13 protein-coding genes are annotated in these 17,248 nt (G+C 57.7%); 3 read left to right on the top strand and 10 right to left on the bottom strand.

The window, feature by feature from the left end; translation table 11 throughout:
- Nucleotides 1-7: 7 nt before the first annotated feature.
- The 4 genes from ACA058_RS12575 to ACA058_RS12560 all read right to left on the bottom strand — a co-directional run bounded on the left by ACA058_RS12575 (nucleotide 8) and on the right by ACA058_RS12560 (nucleotide 4,800).
- Nucleotides 8-964 carry a glycosyltransferase family 2 protein gene (locus tag ACA058_RS12575; RefSeq protein ID WP_497639366.1) on the bottom strand — a complete coding sequence of 319 codons (957 nt, stop codon included), beginning with the start codon at nucleotides 962-964 and terminating at the stop codon, nucleotides 8-10.
- Complete coding sequence (locus ACA058_RS12570; protein ID WP_497639365.1) at nucleotides 957-1,574, bottom strand: acyltransferase; 618 nt, start codon at nucleotides 1,572-1,574, stop codon at nucleotides 957-959. The genes ACA058_RS12575 and ACA058_RS12570 overlap by 8 nt, the downstream gene beginning before the upstream one ends.
- 110 nt (nucleotides 1,575-1,684) lie before the next feature.
- Nucleotides 1,685-3,151: a GMC oxidoreductase gene (locus tag ACA058_RS12565; RefSeq protein ID WP_497639920.1), complete on the bottom strand. Its 1,467-nt coding sequence runs from the start codon at nucleotides 3,149-3,151 to the stop codon at nucleotides 1,685-1,687.
- A 266-nt stretch (nucleotides 3,152-3,417) separates the two neighbouring features.
- Nucleotides 3,418-4,800, bottom strand: a complete 1,383-nt coding sequence (locus ACA058_RS12560; protein WP_497639364.1) for an oligosaccharide flippase family protein — start codon at nucleotides 4,798-4,800, stop codon at nucleotides 3,418-3,420.
- 102 nt (nucleotides 4,801-4,902) lie between these two features.
- Here ACA058_RS12560 and ACA058_RS12555 point away from each other — a divergent pair, with 102 nt between their 5' ends.
- The 3 genes from ACA058_RS12555 (at nucleotide 4,903) to galE (ending at nucleotide 10,122) form a co-directional block, all read left to right on the top strand.
- A complete protein-coding gene (locus ACA058_RS12555; protein WP_497639363.1) occupies nucleotides 4,903-6,429 on the top strand; it encodes an O-antigen ligase family protein in 1,527 nt (508 codons plus the stop codon).
- Nucleotides 6,430-6,434: 5 nt separating this feature from the next.
- Complete coding sequence (locus ACA058_RS12550; RefSeq protein ID WP_497639362.1) at nucleotides 6,435-9,041, top strand: glycoside hydrolase 5 family protein; 2,607 nt, start codon at nucleotides 6,435-6,437, stop codon at nucleotides 9,039-9,041.
- A 103-nt stretch (nucleotides 9,042-9,144) separates the two neighbouring features.
- Complete coding sequence (gene galE, locus ACA058_RS12545; protein ID WP_497639361.1) at nucleotides 9,145-10,122, top strand: UDP-glucose 4-epimerase GalE; 978 nt, start codon at nucleotides 9,145-9,147, stop codon at nucleotides 10,120-10,122.
- A gap of 422 nt (nucleotides 10,123-10,544) precedes the next feature.
- Here galE and ACA058_RS12540 read toward each other — a convergent pair whose 3' ends face one another.
- The 6 genes from ACA058_RS12540 to ACA058_RS12515 all read right to left on the bottom strand — a co-directional run bounded on the left by ACA058_RS12540 (nucleotide 10,545) and on the right by ACA058_RS12515 (nucleotide 17,152).
- The gene (locus ACA058_RS12540) at nucleotides 10,545-11,813 is read right to left on the bottom strand and encodes an IS110 family RNA-guided transposase (protein ID WP_497635127.1); all 1,269 of its coding nucleotides are present in this window, start codon (nucleotides 11,811-11,813) and stop codon (nucleotides 10,545-10,547) included.
- A gap of 667 nt (nucleotides 11,814-12,480) precedes the next feature.
- The gene (locus tag ACA058_RS12535) at nucleotides 12,481-13,269 is read right to left on the bottom strand and encodes a CpsD/CapB family tyrosine-protein kinase (protein ID WP_497639360.1); all 789 of its coding nucleotides are present in this window, start codon (nucleotides 13,267-13,269) and stop codon (nucleotides 12,481-12,483) included.
- 11 nt (nucleotides 13,270-13,280) lie between these two features.
- On the bottom strand, nucleotides 13,281-14,843 hold the full coding sequence (locus tag ACA058_RS12530) for a GumC family protein (RefSeq protein ID WP_497639359.1): 1,563 nt from the start codon (nucleotides 14,841-14,843) through the stop codon (nucleotides 13,281-13,283).
- Between the two features lie 20 nt (nucleotides 14,844-14,863).
- Nucleotides 14,864-15,949 (bottom strand): hypothetical protein, encoded by a 1,086-nt coding sequence (locus ACA058_RS12525; protein ID WP_497639358.1) that lies wholly within the window; start codon nucleotides 15,947-15,949, stop codon nucleotides 14,864-14,866.
- A 56-nt stretch (nucleotides 15,950-16,005) separates the two neighbouring features.
- Nucleotides 16,006-16,563, bottom strand: a complete 558-nt coding sequence (locus ACA058_RS12520; RefSeq protein ID WP_497639357.1) for a polysaccharide biosynthesis/export family protein — start codon at nucleotides 16,561-16,563, stop codon at nucleotides 16,006-16,008.
- A 109-nt stretch (nucleotides 16,564-16,672) separates the two neighbouring features.
- Nucleotides 16,673-17,152, bottom strand: a complete 480-nt coding sequence (locus ACA058_RS12515; RefSeq protein ID WP_497639356.1) for a hypothetical protein — start codon at nucleotides 17,150-17,152, stop codon at nucleotides 16,673-16,675.
- Between the last annotated feature and the right edge of the window lie 96 nt (nucleotides 17,153-17,248).

Raw genomic sequence — 17,248 nt, 5'->3', positions numbered from 1 at the left:
GACTGACCTACCGTGTGGGTTGGCTACCGAGTTTGGTTTTACGCAGCAGTGCCCAGGTCACACGGGTGTGTTGCCAGCACGCCTTGATGGCGGCCCGACCGCGACCTTTCAACAAAGCCTTGAGCCCCAGGATCAGGTCGCACAGGCCAACCAGCAGCATGTGTACGGCCAACCCCGGCAAACCGTGATGCTTGCGGAAATACAACAGCTCGCTTTCGATTTGCAGCGTCTGTAACTGTCGACCGTCCATATTCAGTTTGTCGACCGACTTGGCACTCTCGCCACCGATATGCACCACCGACGTATGGGGGTAGTAGACCACCTTAAACCCCGCCTGCTTGACGCGCCGGCAGTGATCGACTTCCTCGTAGTAGAGGAAATAGCGCGGATCGAACAAGCCAACCTTGTCGATCACTTCACGGCGGATCAGGTAATAGCAGCCTGGCACCCAGTCACACTCTCGCACCGAGGCATGATCCCAGGTCAGGTCGTCGACCAATTTCACCCAAGGGAAAAAGCGCTCAAGCCCCGCAGTCACGAGGAAGACATTCAGCGGCGTCGGAAAATAGCGGCAGGAGGGTTGCAGTTCTCCGTCCCGACCGACCAGGCGTACACCGAGGATCCCGCAATCGGGATGAGCCTCCATGTACTCCAGGGTCGTGGCCAAGGTGTCGTCGGACACAAAAGCGTCGGTGTTGAGCAGCAACGCGTACTTGCCCTGCAGGTGTTCAACCAATTGATTATTGGCCCGACCAAAGCCGACATTGTCTTTATTGGCCAGCAACACTGCCTCTGGGCAAATATTGCCCAGACAATCCAGAGAATTGTCCGCCGAGGCATTGTCCACCACCAGGTAGCGCGCGCGATCGGCACTCTTGGACTGGCGCAGCGCATTGAACATGGGCTGCAACAGGCCCGCCGTGTTGTAGTTGACCACGAGCACATCGAGGGGTGCGCTACTCATTGGCTTTCTCGCCGAAGAAGTACTGCGCTCTCATGGCCCTGAGCTTCGGCTCGAAACCCGGATCAAAGTGAGTGCCGCGCTGGCGGATGAGATCTATCCACGGATAGGCTTCGCAACGCTGTTCGACTTTCTTCTGCAGATCTTCAAGGGTGCAGAGCACCTTCGCCGGGTTACCCCCCACCACGACACCGGGCGGAACATCCCTGGTGACCACGGCACCCGCCGCGACGACTGCATTCGGACCGATGGTGACGCGCGGCATGATGATAGCGCCATAACCGATGTAACAGTTGTCACGTATATCGACCGCACCGACGGAATCGAGTGTTTTACCCGCGGTGACCTCGAACAGGCCAATAATTCCGTCGTGCCCGAACACTGAGCAATCGGACAAGGCTACGTTGTTGCCCAGGCGCAACAGCGAAGGGTCGGGGATGTTGCAGCCGGGATTGATCCACACGCACGTGCCGACCGAGTGGATGCCTTCCCAGCGCACCAGGTACTCAGCCCATTCGAAGCCAGTGGGGCGGCAAAACCTCTTGTATAAACCCTTCCCCCGACCTGTTTTCCAGACGTAGTAACGTATTGCACGCTTTGCTAGCCCAATCATCCTGTTAGCCTCACAAATGTCAGCGTTTCACATCGGTACCAAGACCAGATGCACCATGGTTGTTGTTTTGTGGCACCCCGATTTGGTTGCTCTCCCTAAGACTGTTTCACTCAAGAATACCTGCCTGTCGCAGGGCCCATTTGATGGTTGAGGTAGTCCGCCAACCGCAGCGTCAGCTGCAACAGCGGCATGGTTGGATTGCTCGCGCCGGTCGTTGAAAAAACACTGCTACCAGCGACGTACAGATTATTGGTGCCGAACACTTTGCAGTTCTCATCGACAACACCGAATTCAGGGGAAGTGGCCATCCGGGTCGTGCCCATATGATGGGCATGCGGCACGACCTTCAGCGGCAAGGAAACGTCATACACAGCTTCCTCCAACTTGACATAGCCAAGCCCCTCTTCGGCAAAACACTTTGCCACCTCCAGGCCTATGCTTTTTATGGTCTCCCTGTCTTCAGGGGCGAGCTCCCAGTGCATGTTGGCCTTTCTCATCCCCAGGTCGTCGTGTTCTTCAGTCAACGAGATGCGACTCTTGCGGTTGGGAAATTGCTCGATCATCGTGGTGAGTTCCCCGTCACCGGGACAGTTGAACTTGGCAATGAACTCGATCTTGTGCGCCATGCCTGCCTCGCAAGCCAGGTTCTCGAAAAAGCCCTTGATTGCCGCCATGCGCCCATAGGTTTCCACGGCCGACAACAGCGAAGCGGTGACATTGCCTTTACCTGCATGATGCTCGACCACAAAGGCATCGGTGGTGAAGAACTGCCTGGCCCCCCTGCTCTCGCCGTCGTTGAGGATGAAGGTACCGAGGGCGATGTTCAGGTGTTCCATGAAGCATCGACCGACCAGGCCATCCTCGGTGACAACGCCGGCAGCGGCCAATGACTGGCTGTTGAGCAACTGCCTGGCATTCTCGATCGCGCCGGTGGCCAGGATGAATTGCTTGGCCGAAATTCGCTCTTGCTTGCGCTCGTAATCGGACACTACAACGGCAGTGACGCGGCTGGTGTTGCTATCGAAATCCAGATCGACACAATTGCAATTGATGAAGACGTCCAGGCCCTCTGTCTCTTCGAGTTCCTTGGCATACTTTTGCGCAAATCGAGTCGGCGGACTAAGCAGGAAACGGTCGGCTTCGAATTCGTTGCTGTGAAAGGCCGCGTTGACGGTCTTGAATCCCGAGTCCTTCGGCAGGTCCAGAATTGCCATGGCCGCTGGCAGAGTGCGCTCCATCTCGGAAAACGCGATGGGCCAGCCGGGTAAATTCATCGGGGGAGACAGGGCAAAGTCGGAAGGCTCGAAGGGGCGGCAACGACCAGCCCAGTGGTTGGAAGTGCCCCCCAGATAACGTAGGCGAGTTTCTTCAGGGAAGGCCTCGAGCGCCGTGGAAGAGCACTTGTAGAGGCTTTGCGAATACGGGGCATATTCGCGCCCCCCGCCCTCGAGAAGCACTACGCGCCAGCCATTGCCGGCCAAACGCAAGGCCAGCGTAATGCCAGCGGGGCCTGCGCCGACGATGCAGAAATCATAGTGATCGCGCAGGTCTTTCTGCGTTTGGTAGTCTTTGATCATATTTGCAGTTACCGGAAGTGCGCGGTAGGTAACACCCACCCGTTGATAACGACAAACTCGGATTTTCCTGCAGGAGGCCGGGTCCCAACCCCGGAAAATTTCACCGCCAGCCCCCCCAGGCTTAACAGGGCAAATGCCCGAATGAGCCCTCTGCGACTGATGACAGAGGTATTCAACTCGCGTTCACTCATCACTCACGGCTCCACGGGATCGAAATTGCTTCTGAAATTTCAAAGGCACCAGGTCAAAAAACCTGGCCAACCGGTTCAACCGAAAAGCCACCTGGAAACCACCAGCACCAGCTCACCACACAAGGCCCCCACCACCAGCATAGGCAACACGATCAGTTCACGCTTGATATCGAGGATACCCACGCGACGATTGACATACACAACCAACACCAAGGTCGGCAACGTATGCAGGGCGACGCCCCAAAGCGCGTAATCGACCCCGCCGATAGCCAATAACAGTGGCACCAGCACCCATAACGAAATAACACGAATGATGTTGTCGATGGCCTGGTACTTGGTGAGCCCCAAGGCGATCCAGACTTGATTGGCCACGATGTAGCGCATCGTGAAAAAAGACACCGAAAGCACGGCCATCATGTGGCCAGCTTCAGCATACCGATCATCGTATAACCAGCTGATGATGAGTGGACTGGTGACCCACAACAGCCCGCAAAGAAACAGCAGCGCAACGTCGACCATCATTTTGAAGCGGTAATACAACCTGCGCAGACGCTCGAAGTCGTTGGTTCTCGAGGCCTCACCGAAGGCCGGCAGGGCCACGGCCCCGACCACTTTCAATACACCGGTCTGAAGAGCGCCCAGGATCAGCCCGGCAATGGAATACACACCCATTTCGGTGACTGTCATGCTGCCGCCGAAAATGATCCTGTCACCCTGCATGGACAGTACGCCCACGGCCGAAGACAACAATATCCAACGACCGAAGACCACCAGTTCGTCGAGCGCGGCACGTTCCCACCGCAGACGGTTGGACGGTCCCTCAAACCAGAAATGCCCAAGCAGCGTGCTGGCCAGGGCCGCGGCCAGGCCGGCAGCCACCAGCGACCAGATGGAGCGGGTGAAGTAACCGATGGCCAACATCACCAGCAGGCCGACCACCTGGGAAATAAATTCGGCGATCACCACTTTCTTTTGCTGGAAAGCGCGAACTGCCAGGTCGACTTTCGTCGACTGGAACCCATAGATGATCGCGGTAAGACCGGTCCAGGCCAATACCATCGGCAACTCCGGTGCGGCGTAGGTGGAGCTGTGCGACCAAAAATCGATGCTTTGCGCAAACCAGGCAGCGACGGCGAGAAACAGTGTCAAGGCAAACAGCACAAAGCCGCGCACGATCTGCACGGTCCAGAGGGTATTGAGAAATACCGGATCGTCGCCGCGCGGGCTCTGCAGGATGTTCTGGCGCAACCCCACATCGGAGAGCAGGTGCAGAATGAATAAAACGGTGGCGGCGATGCTTATGATGCCGAACATTTCCGGCATCAGCAGGCGGGTCATCACCAGGTTGCCGCCCAGGCGCATCACCTGAGAGGTGACCAGCGCCCCCAGGTTCCATGCCCCAGCAGATATTGCTCGCCCGCGAAGGCTAAACGATGGCGAGATGTGTAATGAAGGCATAACATCAATCCCGTATTGGACGACACGAAAGGTACTATAGTCGCTATTAGGCAAACCACTAGCCATTAGCCATCGCTCACTCATCAATAATATCGGTAGCCCATGCCTGAGCACTTTCGCGCGTTAGTCGTCATCCTGGTCCTTGCCGGTATCGTCTTCGCTTTTGCACGGCGACCGGCGGCAGATCTGATCCCTCTCAGTGATTTCACCCGTCGGCGCAATCTATGGTTCGCATTGACGGTGCTGGCCTTTGTCTCCCACAGCTTCTGGGTGTATGCGGGCGTTACCGCAATCATCCTGACGGTCACGCGACAGCGTGAGCGCAACCCCATGGCGTTGTTTTTCTTCCTGTTGTTTCTCATTCCTCCAGCCTCGGCGCAGGTCCCCGGCTTCGGCCTGATCAACTATTTTTTTGACCTGAACCATGTACGTATATTGTCACTGTGTGTGCTGCTCCCGGCTTTTCTCGTGTTGCGCAAGAAGCCGGGTACACTGCCCTTCGGGCGCATCTGGCCGGACAAGCTGCTGCTCGCCTTTCTCCTCCTGACCGCCGCTCTTTCCCTGCGCCAAACCACGCCCACAGACACGTTGCGTCAATCGCTCAATCTGTTCGTCGATGTTTTTTTGCCTTACTACGTTGCCAGCCGGGCGCTGAAGAATGTCAGCGATTTCAAGGACGCACTGTTGGGCTTTTTACTCGCTGCCATGCTGCTGTCGCTGATCGGTCTCTTCGAATTTTCCCGCCGATGGCTGCTGTACAACGCACTGACCGACGCCATGGGCGTGCAATGGGAAATCTCCACCTATCTCAGCCGTGGCGGCTCGCTGCGCGCCAGCGTCACCACTGGCCAGGCCATTGTTCTGGGCTATGTCATCGCCGTGGCCATCGGCTTTTACCTGTTCCTGCAGGAGGGCGTGCGCAGCAAACTGCAGCGGCGACTCGGCGCCCTGCTGCTCGCCGGAGGCCTGTTTGCGCCCCTGTCGCGCGGCCCGTGGATCGGTGTCGCCGTCATGATCGTCATGTTCATCGGCACCGGCCGTTATGCGGTCAGGCGCCTGATGCTGCTCGGGGTCGCCGCCGTGCTCGCCCTGCCCCTGCTGGCCATCTTGCCCGGCGGACAGAAAATCCTTGATCTGCTGCCTTTCATCGGCTCGGTAGAAACCGAGAACATCACCTACCGCCAGCGCTTGATCGATAACTCGCTGATCGTCATCCAGCGCAATCCATGGCTGGGTTCCTTCGATTACCGCAGCACCCCTGAAATGCAGTCAATGATCCAGGGCCAGGGCATCATCGACATCGTCAACACCTATATCGCCATCGCCCTGCAAATGGGCGTTATCGGGCTGTCGCTGTTCGTGGGTTTTTTCGCCACGATTGTGCTCGGCATTCGCAAGGCGATGCGTTCGTTCCCCAACCCGGACGATGAGTCACGCCGACTCGGACGTGCGTTGCTGGCGACACTGGCCGGGATATTGGTGACCATCATCACCGTCAGCAGTATCACGGTAATCCCCGTGGTGTATTGGTCGGTAGCCGGACTCGGCGTGTCCTATGCTCAGATGGCGCGCAGGCTCAAGCGCGCAGAGACCGCAAACAGCAAGAGTACTCTCCAACGGACCTGGTAACGCTCATGACGTGTTTTTTTTACCGCATGCCTCTGCTGTCAGTCTTTCTCTTGTTTCTTGTCATTTGGCCGCTCAGTACCCGGGCGTCGGAGTGGGTCGCCAGCGTGGATGAGCGTAGCGGCCTGCCCCAGCTCACGCGGGGTGGCAGTCCCGCCATGGCCTCTCAATTCGTGTTTTGGGGGGGCAACTGGGACTGGGCGGATTTTACCCCCTCGCTCAAGGTGATCTCGCCCTATGCCTACGCCATGGAAGGCAAGAGCCATAAGCTGGATTTCGACGCGACCGGGCAGATTCGCAAGGAAGACGAGCAGACGTTGAGCATGAACCTTGTCCTGGATGCTCACAGCGTAAAGCCGAACGTGATGGGCGGGGGCATCGTCTTCAACTTCGACCCGGCCCTTGCCGAAGAAATGGGCGAGCCGGTGCTGCTGCCCGGCAACCGTGGCTGGTCCTGGGGCAATGCCCAAGGGCGGCGCATCGAGATGCGCTTCGAGCCCGCGCTGGCGAGGGTGTATTTCGAACCCGGTGATCGATCCCAGGTGCGGGCGTTCCTGTACCAGGACAGAATCAAACCCGGTCGCGAAAACTTCAAAGCCACGTTTAGCGTGTCCGGTGATGTGGTGCTGGGTCCGACCGCCGCCGAGCGCTTCGGGATCGCGGACCCGAAGAGCTGGCCGAGCGACAGGCTGGACTGGAAAACCGCACCGGTTGACCTGTCCTTTCTCAATGCCCAGGAAAAGCCTGCGGGCAAGCGCGGCTTCGTCAAGGCTGTCGGCGAGCAACTGCTGTTTGCCGACAACACCCCGGCACGCTTCTGGGGCACCAACCTGTCGGCCTATACGCTGTTTCGCACGGAGAATGATGCGATCAAGCTGCAGGCCAAGCGCCTCTCGGCACTGGGTTTCAATCTGGTGCGACTGCATCACCATGACTCGCTGTGGGTCCTCCCCAACATCTTCGGTGACGGCACGAAAGTGCATGATACCCAGCACCTGAGCGAAGAATCGCTGAAGAAGCTCGATTGGTGGATCAAGTGCCTGAAGGACGAGGGCATCTATGTCTGGCTCGACATGCACGTCGGACGAGCCCTCTGGGCGAACGACAACATCTTTGGCTTCGACGAATTGCCGAAGAACCAGTATGGCATCGCCGACCTCAAAGGCTACGCCTACGTAAACGTCACGATCCAGCAGGCCATGAAACGCTTTGCCAAGGATTATATGAGCCATGTCAACAGCTATACCGGCCTCGCCTACAAAGACGATCCGGCGATTGCCGCCGTGCTGATCACCAACGAAAACGACATCACCCAACACTATGGCAACGCCCTGCTGCCCGACAAGGATGTGCCCAGGCACAACGAGCTGTACATGAAGGCAGCCAAGGCCTTTGCCAAACAGCACGACCTGTCTGAAAACCAGACCTGGCGGTCCTGGGAGCCTGGCCCCGCCAAGCTGTTCCTCAACGATCTGGAACGGCGCTTCAACGTAGACATGATCGAATCCCTGCGCGAGACAGGCGTGAAAGTGCCGATTGCCACCAACAGCAGTTGGGGCGGCAACGGCCTGAGCGCCCTGCCGGCCCTGACGGCAGGAGACGTGATCGACGTGCATAGCTACAGTGGCCCGGGACAGCTTGAAAAAAACCCGCTGACCAGCGCCAATCTGGTGGACTGGATCGCCGCTGGCCAGGTCGTCGGCAAACCCCTGACCGTCACGGAATGGAACAACGAACCCTTCCCGATAGCCGACCGCCATTCGCTGCCACTCTATATGGCCGGGACGGCCAGTCATCAGGGTTGGGATGCGCTGATGCAATATGCCTATAGTCAGGAGCCAATCACCGAGCAAGGGATGTCGGCGGGCAACTGGCACGCCTATAACGACCCGGCCATGCTGGCTACCCTGCCCGCCGCCGCCTTGCTTTATCGTCGCGCCGATGTTCACGAAGCGAAGACCACCTACGTCTTCGCACCGACGCCAGAGACCCTGTTCAACCAACGCATTACACCGGTCAACTCGGCCCTGCTGCGCACCGCCATGGAAAAAGGCAAACTGCAAATCGCCATGCCACAGACGCCGCAACTGCCCTGGTTGAAACCGGGCATCATCGCCAGCAACGCACAGGTGTTTCATGACCCGGCACAGTCGCTACTGGACGCCACGGCCAGCGAGTCCACCACGGACACCGGTGAACTCAAGCGCAACTGGAAACAAGGCATCTACACCATCGATACGCCTCGCACCCAGGCGGCAACCGGCTGGATCGGCGGCGAGTCGATCAAGCTGGGCAATATCCAGGTGCAAATCAAGACCACCTACGCCAGCGTGGTGGTGCAAAGCCTGGACGACGCGCCCGTTGGCAAGTCCGCGGACCTGCTGATTTCCCTGGGCACCCGGGCCATCCCCAGGGACGACAACAAGACGCCTTTCTACGTGGAGCCCCTCGAGGGCACGCTGACCATCCAGGCCCCCCAGGGCTTGACCCTGTTCACCCAGGGCGGGCCCCTTGGGCAACTTGGAAAACTGCCTGCCACTTACCTGGATGGCCGCTACACGATCAAGTTCGACAGCCTGCAGGCGTCCAATTGGTTGTTCCTGAAAAAACCATAGCAAGTGAGTGACAGTCTCAAGTGACCTCGCAGGTCACTTGTCTCTTTTGAAGGATGGGTCAGGCGCCTCGCGCTGACACCACAACGATGTCAAGGAGAGCTGCATGAAATTTCTGGTGATTGGCGGCGCAGGCTATATCGGCTCACACATGGTCAAGCAGCTGCTTGGCGCGGGGCACGAACTGGTGGTGGCGGACAACTTTTCCACGGGCTACCGCAGCGCGGTGCTGGGCGGCACACTGGTCGAGCTCGACATCGCCGACGCACAGGCGCTGGACGCCTTGTTCGGCACCCACCACTTCGATGCCGTGTTCCACTTCGCCTCCTTCATCCAGGTGGGCGAGTCCGTCACCGAACCGGCCAAGTATTACCAGAACAACCTGGCGGCCACCCTGACGCTGCTCAAGGCCATGGTTCGCGCCGGGGTCAAACACTTCATCTTTTCCTCGACCGCCGCCGTCTATGGCGACCCGGCGTATGTGCCCATCGACGAAGCGCACCCCAAGGCCGCGATCAACCCCTATGGTCGCAGCAAGTGGATGGTGGAGCAGGTGCTGGAAGATTTCGACCGCGCCTACGGGCTCAAGTCGGTTTGCCTGCGCTACTTCAACGCCGCCGGCGCGGACCCTGATGGGCAGTTGGGTGAACGTCATGAACCGGAGACCCACCTGCTGCCGCTGATCCTGCAGGCCGCCTCAGGCCGGCGCAAAAACATCACCGTCTATGGCTTTGACTACGACACGCCGGACGGCACCTGTATTCGCGACTACGTCCACGTTGTCGACCTGGTGGCCGCTCACGCGCTGGCCGTGGACTATTTATTGGCGGGGGGTACCAGCACGGCTTTCAACCTCGGCAATGGCCAAGGCTTCTCGGTCCAGCAAGTGATCGACACGGCGCGCCGCGTGACCGGCCGGGACATCTCTATCAGTGACGCCTCACGCCGCGCTGGCGACCCGCCACGGCTGGTGGCGGATGCTCGAAGGGCTAAAAGCTTGCTGGGCTGGCAACCGCAATACGGCACACTGGAACAGATCGTGGCGCACGCCTGGGAGTGGGAGAAGAAGCATCCCTGGCACTGAATGCGGGCAACGCCCCACATAGGAGCGAGCTTGCTCGCGATGGTCGTTAACGATACCGCGTGTTTATTGACTAAACGCAGCGCTCTTGAGTCTATCGTCTTAACGCACGAAAAGCGGACCTGCGCCCCACCCCGCTTTTCACCACTCATCAGGCCGAGCGTTAGCTCGCCTTCAGCTTTTGATCTTGATCTACCCGCCCCTTCGGGAGGCCTCGTTCCGGCGTTCAGCCGGGGGTGGGCGCGTAGCGCCGTGCGGCGAACAGCAACAGCACAAGCCAAGCAACAACTAGATCAAAAGATCGCAGCCTTCGGCAGCTCCTACAGGGGATCGGGTACACCCGCAAAATCAGGTCGGCTCGTAGGCCGCCTCGCTTTTGCTTTGGCTTTTGATTTTCTTGCCCCCTCACGCCCTGAGCCTGTCCGTCAACCTGTGACTACCTCCATCGGCGCCTCTACCAACGTTGATCCGCGCCGCGTTAAAGCCTGCAAGTAAGCCATTTCGTCATAGACGGTGCCGTTTTTCCAGCAGCGATAGACGATTCTGATCCACTTGAAAGCAAGTGCTCTCAGGGTCGCCTGGTATGAGCAGCCTTTAGCCCGCTGCTGCCGATAATAAGCCTCGGCCCACGTTGATTGAGTGATGCTGTGAGCGGCCCATTCGACAAAGGTCTGACGCAAGAAGGTTGAGCATTGGTAGCGCCAATACACGACTTTCTTCTTTCCGCTACGCTCGGTAACGGGTGCGATTCCGGCATATCGCTGCATCGCATTGGCGTCGCTAAATCGATCACGCTGTTCACCAAAAGCCACCATCAGGCGCGGCGCAAGATGTTGGCCGGCGCCAGGGAGTGCCTTAAAGATCGGGTAATCGGCCAAGGTGCTGGCCGTTTCTTCGATCTCGCGATCAAAATCCTTGATGGTGGAAAGGAGCCCTTTGAGTTGCGACGCCAAGGCTGTTGCGTACAACTGCGAAGGACGTATTACCCCCGGGTCCTGTGTCAAAGGCATCGCTTGGGTGATGATTTCCCAGCGCGTTTGATTGAGTTGAGCGTGACGAGCGTTGTGCTCATTAAAGAACTTGAGAAAAGTACTCTGGCGAGAACGCTTGATGTGCTCAAGCGTGGGCCAGCGCATCAGAAAGTCACAGAACACCACGGTGTCATGACTGCTAAACAGCTCCAGGGCCAATGGATAATACTGTTTGAGCGTACAGATCAAGCGGTTGCTGACCTTCACTCGCTCATCAACCAGTGCACGTCGATGTTCTGTCAGGCTGGCCAAAATACGCATGGCCGGGCTTTGCGGCATCAGCTGCGCAAACCGTTGGGGATAGGTGAGCAACAACTCAAGCGCCCATTGAGCATCGGTCGGATCATCCTTGGCACCGCTGCGGACAAAGGTTTTACGGTGTTTGGCCAAGGTGCTCGGATTGATTGGAAACAGGCAAAAGAACTCGTACTTTTGCAGGGCCGCCACCAACGGGCCCTTGTTGAGCTCAAGAGCAATCGCGATCGGAGCGCCGTAGCGCTCAAACAACGATTTCGCCCAACGATCAATCGATTGGGGTGTGTGGTCGATGACAGAGAAGTGCCGCCGGGTTTCCCCCGCGACCTGCAAACACACGTCATGCTTGGTATCTGCCCAATCTATTCCGACATAAGCAGTGAATTTCTGAGACAGGAGCGTTTGCATCAACAACCTCCACAGGCGCTAAAGTACATGCAGGAACATGCATGCTTACGTCCAGCGAAAGCGATATAGAGAGCCGTGTCGGGCTTTCCCTGAGTATTCGTTAGAGGGCGCAAGCGCACCTGTGGGCTCGAAGGTGAGGAGGTAATCATCGCGTGCTTGAGAGGCATATTCGTAGCCCACAGGTGCATGCTCCTTCCCTTGATTAAAACTGACTTCCAGACACCGAAGTATGGAAGAGGAAAGGAACGGACAACCTATATCGAGAGGCCGAGTGGAGGTTCTGCGCAGTGGGTAAACCGGCATGGATGCCGGTTTAGCCGCGCTGGGCCAAGGATGGCCCATCGCGGCGGGCCCTGTAGGAGCGAGCCTGCTCGCGATGGTCGTCAACGATGACGCTGGGTACCAGACACCCCACGGTGTTCTCAGGTTCATCGCGAGCAGGCTCGCTCCTACAGGGCTTTTCCAAGTGACCCGCTGTAAGAGCGGAACCATAGGTGGCCGTTACCGCAGGAATGGATATGTACTCGGACAACAAAGAACAGGTCGACTATCAGGCCGCCATCGCTAGCAAGCCAGCTCCTACAGGAGACCGGGTACAGCCGCGAACGACCGGTCGGCTATTAGGCCGCCATCGCTGCGATGCGGCGACCCTACAAGCCAGCTCCGCCTAGTAAGGGCGCTTGGCCGGCCCGGACTTGTTCAGCACCGTCCCGATCAGATTGGCCCTGCCCAGATGATGCAGGCTTTCCTCGATCTCTTTCTTGGTGTTCATGCCGTTGGCAACCACCAGCAGGACGCAGTCGAACTTGGGCAGGATGGTAATTACATCGTCCGAACTCAGCACCGGCGGCAAATCGAAGATCACGATGCGAGAGTTGTAGCGGTCGCGCAGATCAACGATCAACTCGCCCACCGCCGGGGAGGACAGCACCTCGGTGGAGAGCGGAATCGGTTCGCGCGTCGGCAGGACCACAAAGCGCGGCAAGGTCGGATTGACCAGGACCTCTTGCAGTTCTGCTTCGTTGGTCAGCAATTCATTGAGCGATTTTTCCATCGGTAGCCCCAGGTAGCTACCCACCTTGGGACAACGCAAATCGAAATCCACCAGTAGCGCGGTCTTGGTCGTGTGATGCGCGATACTCATTGCCAGGTTGATCGCCAACACCGACTTGCCCGCCTCCGGCGTCGGCGAGGTAATGGCGAGCGTGCGCCAGCCATTTTCCTCCATGGCCTTGAGGACCTGGGTACGCAGCAGATCGAACGCCCAGCCCATGTTCGAATTCTTGTTGTAGGCGACAATGCGATGGCGCTCCAGGTGCTCTGCGCGCAACGGTACGACCTTGGTTTGCACGTAGCTGAGCGCATTGACCGGTGCATGCTGTCCGGATGTAGAGATCACCAGGCCTGACGAAAGCGATTGTTCGCCTTTACCCAGAGGTGGCTTAATAATTTCCATCGCAATATTCCTTATTCAAACCGCGCCAGAGCTTTGAACATCAGCAGATCCAGTGGCATGTAGAAGAAGTGCAGGAGCACCAGAGAGACCACGATCATCACTACGCCACAGAGCACCAGTATCGTTCGCCACTGTTTGCGGCGAGCCAGTTCCGCCTGGGTATGAATGTAGGGAATGGCAACCAGTACGCGTCTACCCAGCACACTGGTCAGTGCGTCGACACCGCGTACCCGTTGGCTCAGCATCTCGAGTAGCATCACCAGTGCACCCGCCCCTACCGGCGCGAGGACAAAGCCCAGGGCCATCACTTTCTTGCGGTTCGGCCGCACTGGTTTTTCCGGCATCAGTGGCGCTTCGAGCAGCACAAAACGCTCGGCTTTGTTTTCCTGCTCCAGGCTTTCGGTAATCTTCGCACTCATCTCCTTGGTGCGAATTTCCTCGTACTTCTTGCGTGCGTTTTCATGGTCGCGCATCAGCGTGACCAAGCCGCGCTCCACTTGCGGCGCTTCGAGAATCTGGCTCTCCAGGGCTGAGATCTTGCTGAGCAATTCCTGCTTCTGCCCGGCCAGCGATCTCATGCGCATTTCCGAGGCGGCAATGCGCGTGTGGACCCTGGCAACGTCCAGGCTGACTGGCGTGACGGAACCGCCGCGGCCTCCGGTTGCCTGCATTGCGGCAATCTTGCGTTTGACGGCCCGCACATCCGGGTGGGCTTCCTTATAGATCGTCAGCAGGCGGGCGTACTCGGCCTTGAGGCTGGCCAGATCCTGCGGTGGTTCAGCGACCGTACCCGCCGTACCCGGTTTGGTCGGTACACCGGCATTGGCCGCAGACAGTTCGAGGTCCAGGAAGCGCAACTCTTCGTTGGCCGCCTTGTAGTCCCGGTCGATATCCTTGAGTTCAAGTTCAGAGCGCGACAACATGTTCATGCGCAGCTCCTGATGCTCGGGCAGCGCGTCGCCATGGGCCTGCTTGAAGTCCGCCAGCTTGTTCTCCAGCACTTCCAGTTCGGTGCGCAGCTTGTTCGCCTCCTGGGTCAGGAACTCGGTGGTTTCACTGGCGCGCTCGGTGCGCTGCTTGATGTTCTCGTTGAGAAACAGCGTCACCAGTTCGTTGGCCACTTCGTTCGCGACTTCCGGTTCCTTGTGCTCGAAGGCAAGGCGGAAGGCAATCGTCACTTCGCCCCGCCCCTTGACCACCGCACTGACCAGGGCGACTGAAATCGAATTGCGCATTTCTTCGATCTTTTCGGTCAGGGTCAGGTTCCGGCTGCCCGTTTCGAAAAGATTGTACTTGTTGATGATCGCCTCCAGGTGCTCGCGGGTCATCACGCGCTGGCGGATGACCTCGATGCGCTCGTCGGCAAAGGTATTGTTGTTCCCCGCCACCAGGTCCGGCGAAATCTGCTGAGATTCCACCAGGATAGTTCCGGACGACTGATAGATCGGTGGCATGGACGTCGCCACCAATACACTCACCCCGATTATCACGGCCACCGTCACAATCAACAGCCAGGCCCGGTGCTTGATTACTGCAATGTAGTCGTTGACCGACATTTCGTATTCAGAGGACATAAATACCACGCTGCTGAAGGTCAGAAGTCGGGGTGACTATAGATCAAGGTCATCCCTATGATGTTGGCATCGGCATTTGGCAAGCCATCTCGCTCGCGCTCTTTGTAGGTGAAGGATAGGCGTGCAAGCCAAAAAGGCGAGAGTTCCCGACTCGCCCAGGCGCCGTATCGGCGAAAGGTACTGGCCGCGTCCCCTTTGGTTTCTTGCCAGGAGCCATCAAGACCGACACGACTGGTCTCGTCGAGCAGATAACTCCAGGTACCCCGTAGCTCATCGGATTCGACCAGACCGTTCTCCCCGTTGGCGATCGTGCTGCGACTGGCGTCGACGCTGGACTCGACACGCTCACCGGTGTAACGCAGGTTCACGCCACCTTGGCCGGTGGGGCCACTGTCGCTGTCGGAAACCTTGTTGACGCCGCCGTACACCGACCCCGTAAACTTCTCGGAGATCTGGAAGTTCACACCGGCCACTTGGGTGTAACTGTTGGAGGAGCCAAGGATGGTCTCGTCCTTGGACTCGTAGCGCGTCGCTTCAGAACGGGTGAACAGTTCGACCCGCTCACTCCATTGATAAAGCAAGCTGAAACGCGTCGTCAGCTCATCATAGTTGGTCAGCGTGGCGGTGTCGTATTCGACATGGGTGTAGTCGGTTTCGTTGACCAGGGTGCTGCGCTCGGTCAGCGCGGTTCGCCAGTTACCGCCGATGTTCGAGAGCTTTTGCGTGCCATCGGGCGCGGTCACACCGGTCTCCTGGACTTCAGTGGAGAGCGTCGAGCTCTCGATGTATCTCGCCGTGAGCCCGTAACCACCCTTTTCAGTCTCGCGTTGCCAGCCAAACGACAGCCTCGGATCTTCTCGATCGGACACGATGTCGGGATCGGACGAGCGCTCGACATTGACTCCGAGGCCAAACTGCCACTGATCCCGATCAAAATTACCCAACAGCGTGTAATCGGGGGCAATGATCGTTCGAGTCACCGCTTTCTCGTTAGTCGTCGAGAGCAATGGGTTGCTGTCGTGCTCGACGGTCATGGGCAGTGCGACTGCCGACTGCCAGGTGCCGGCGTAAGCCATGCCGGAACATGGCAAAGTCAATATTGCCATCACCACTCCGGTTGTTTGCAATGAACGCAAGTTAATCCTTAATGCATCGCGCAATGTCAGGGAACGACCAGCGTATCGCCGGCCTGAAGTTGAAAGTTAGTGGACATGTCTTGCCCGGAAATCAGATCACTGTAGTTGACGGCCAGTACTTTCTGGGTTTTCCCTTCGCGCCGCAAGACCTTGATATCGTCCTTGTCTGCGAACTTGTCGAACCCGCCGGCCTCACTCAATGCCTGCAGTACCTCGGTCTCACCGGTCATCTGCACCTTGCCAGGCTTGAGTACTTTGCCCTGGACAAAGACGACATTGCCTTTGGCATCAGTGACAACAACGCTGACCACCGGATCGGGATAATATTTTGTGAGTTTTTCAGTGATGGCCTTTTCGGCCTGAGCCGTATCAAACCCTTTGACCTTGACCTGCCCTGCCAGCTTCAAAGTAATGTTGCCATCGGGTAGCACAGGTACGAGTTCTCGATTCTCCCTTGGCTCGCCCCAAACGGACACTTCGATAATATCTCCCGAATTCAGGAGATAGGCCTTTTCTTCGGCGGCGCGGGCCATGCTGGGCACGATAGCCAGCGCACATAGTGCAGGTAACAGTAAACGCAGCATTTGAATTCCTCCGCCTGGATAGCACATCTAACGAGATCAACCCTTACAATCAGCGACCTCTTTAAACCTGTAACACCCGCAAGAAAAAACTGTCTCGGAAACCTGACACTTAGATCTTGCGCCGGTTGGCGACAACGATGAAACCCAATAGTGCGGAAGAGAATAACCATACAACCGCAGATACCGGTACTGCATTGGGTTGACTGACGTGGAACGCCGATTCGCCAGTCAGTCCCTTGTCCTGCACTGGATCAATCACGAACTGCTGTTTGGCAACTTCCGTCATTAATCCGTCGCACGTTGAAGTATTGACGGAAGCCTTTGCTCCCGACTCGGATCCATTATCAGAGCTGGTAAATTGGGCACTTTTGGCATCTAGCGAAGAGCCACCATGGTCCTCGCCAAGACTCGCCGTCGCAGCAGTGGTGCCCTCGGTCGAAGCTACGGCTGCTTGAGCCCATGCACCCTCGCAAGCGCTACTTATGCGACTAATTTCATAGGGCAAATTGGCGGCTTGGGCAGTGGAAACGGCTACTCCATTCAGAGTCGCAAATAACACAATCAACTTAATGAAAACTGTCGTCCGCATATAACCGCCTCCCTGCGCTGAGGGTTTGCAATTGGTCGGTTGAAGAAATCTAATCAGGCTAAATGGAGCCTATAAGCAGATAGCCAGTACGTCAAT

It is taken from the genome of Pseudomonas sp. LBUM1649 (assembly GCF_059716155.1).
This window is presented reverse-complemented; position numbering and strand designations above follow the sequence as displayed.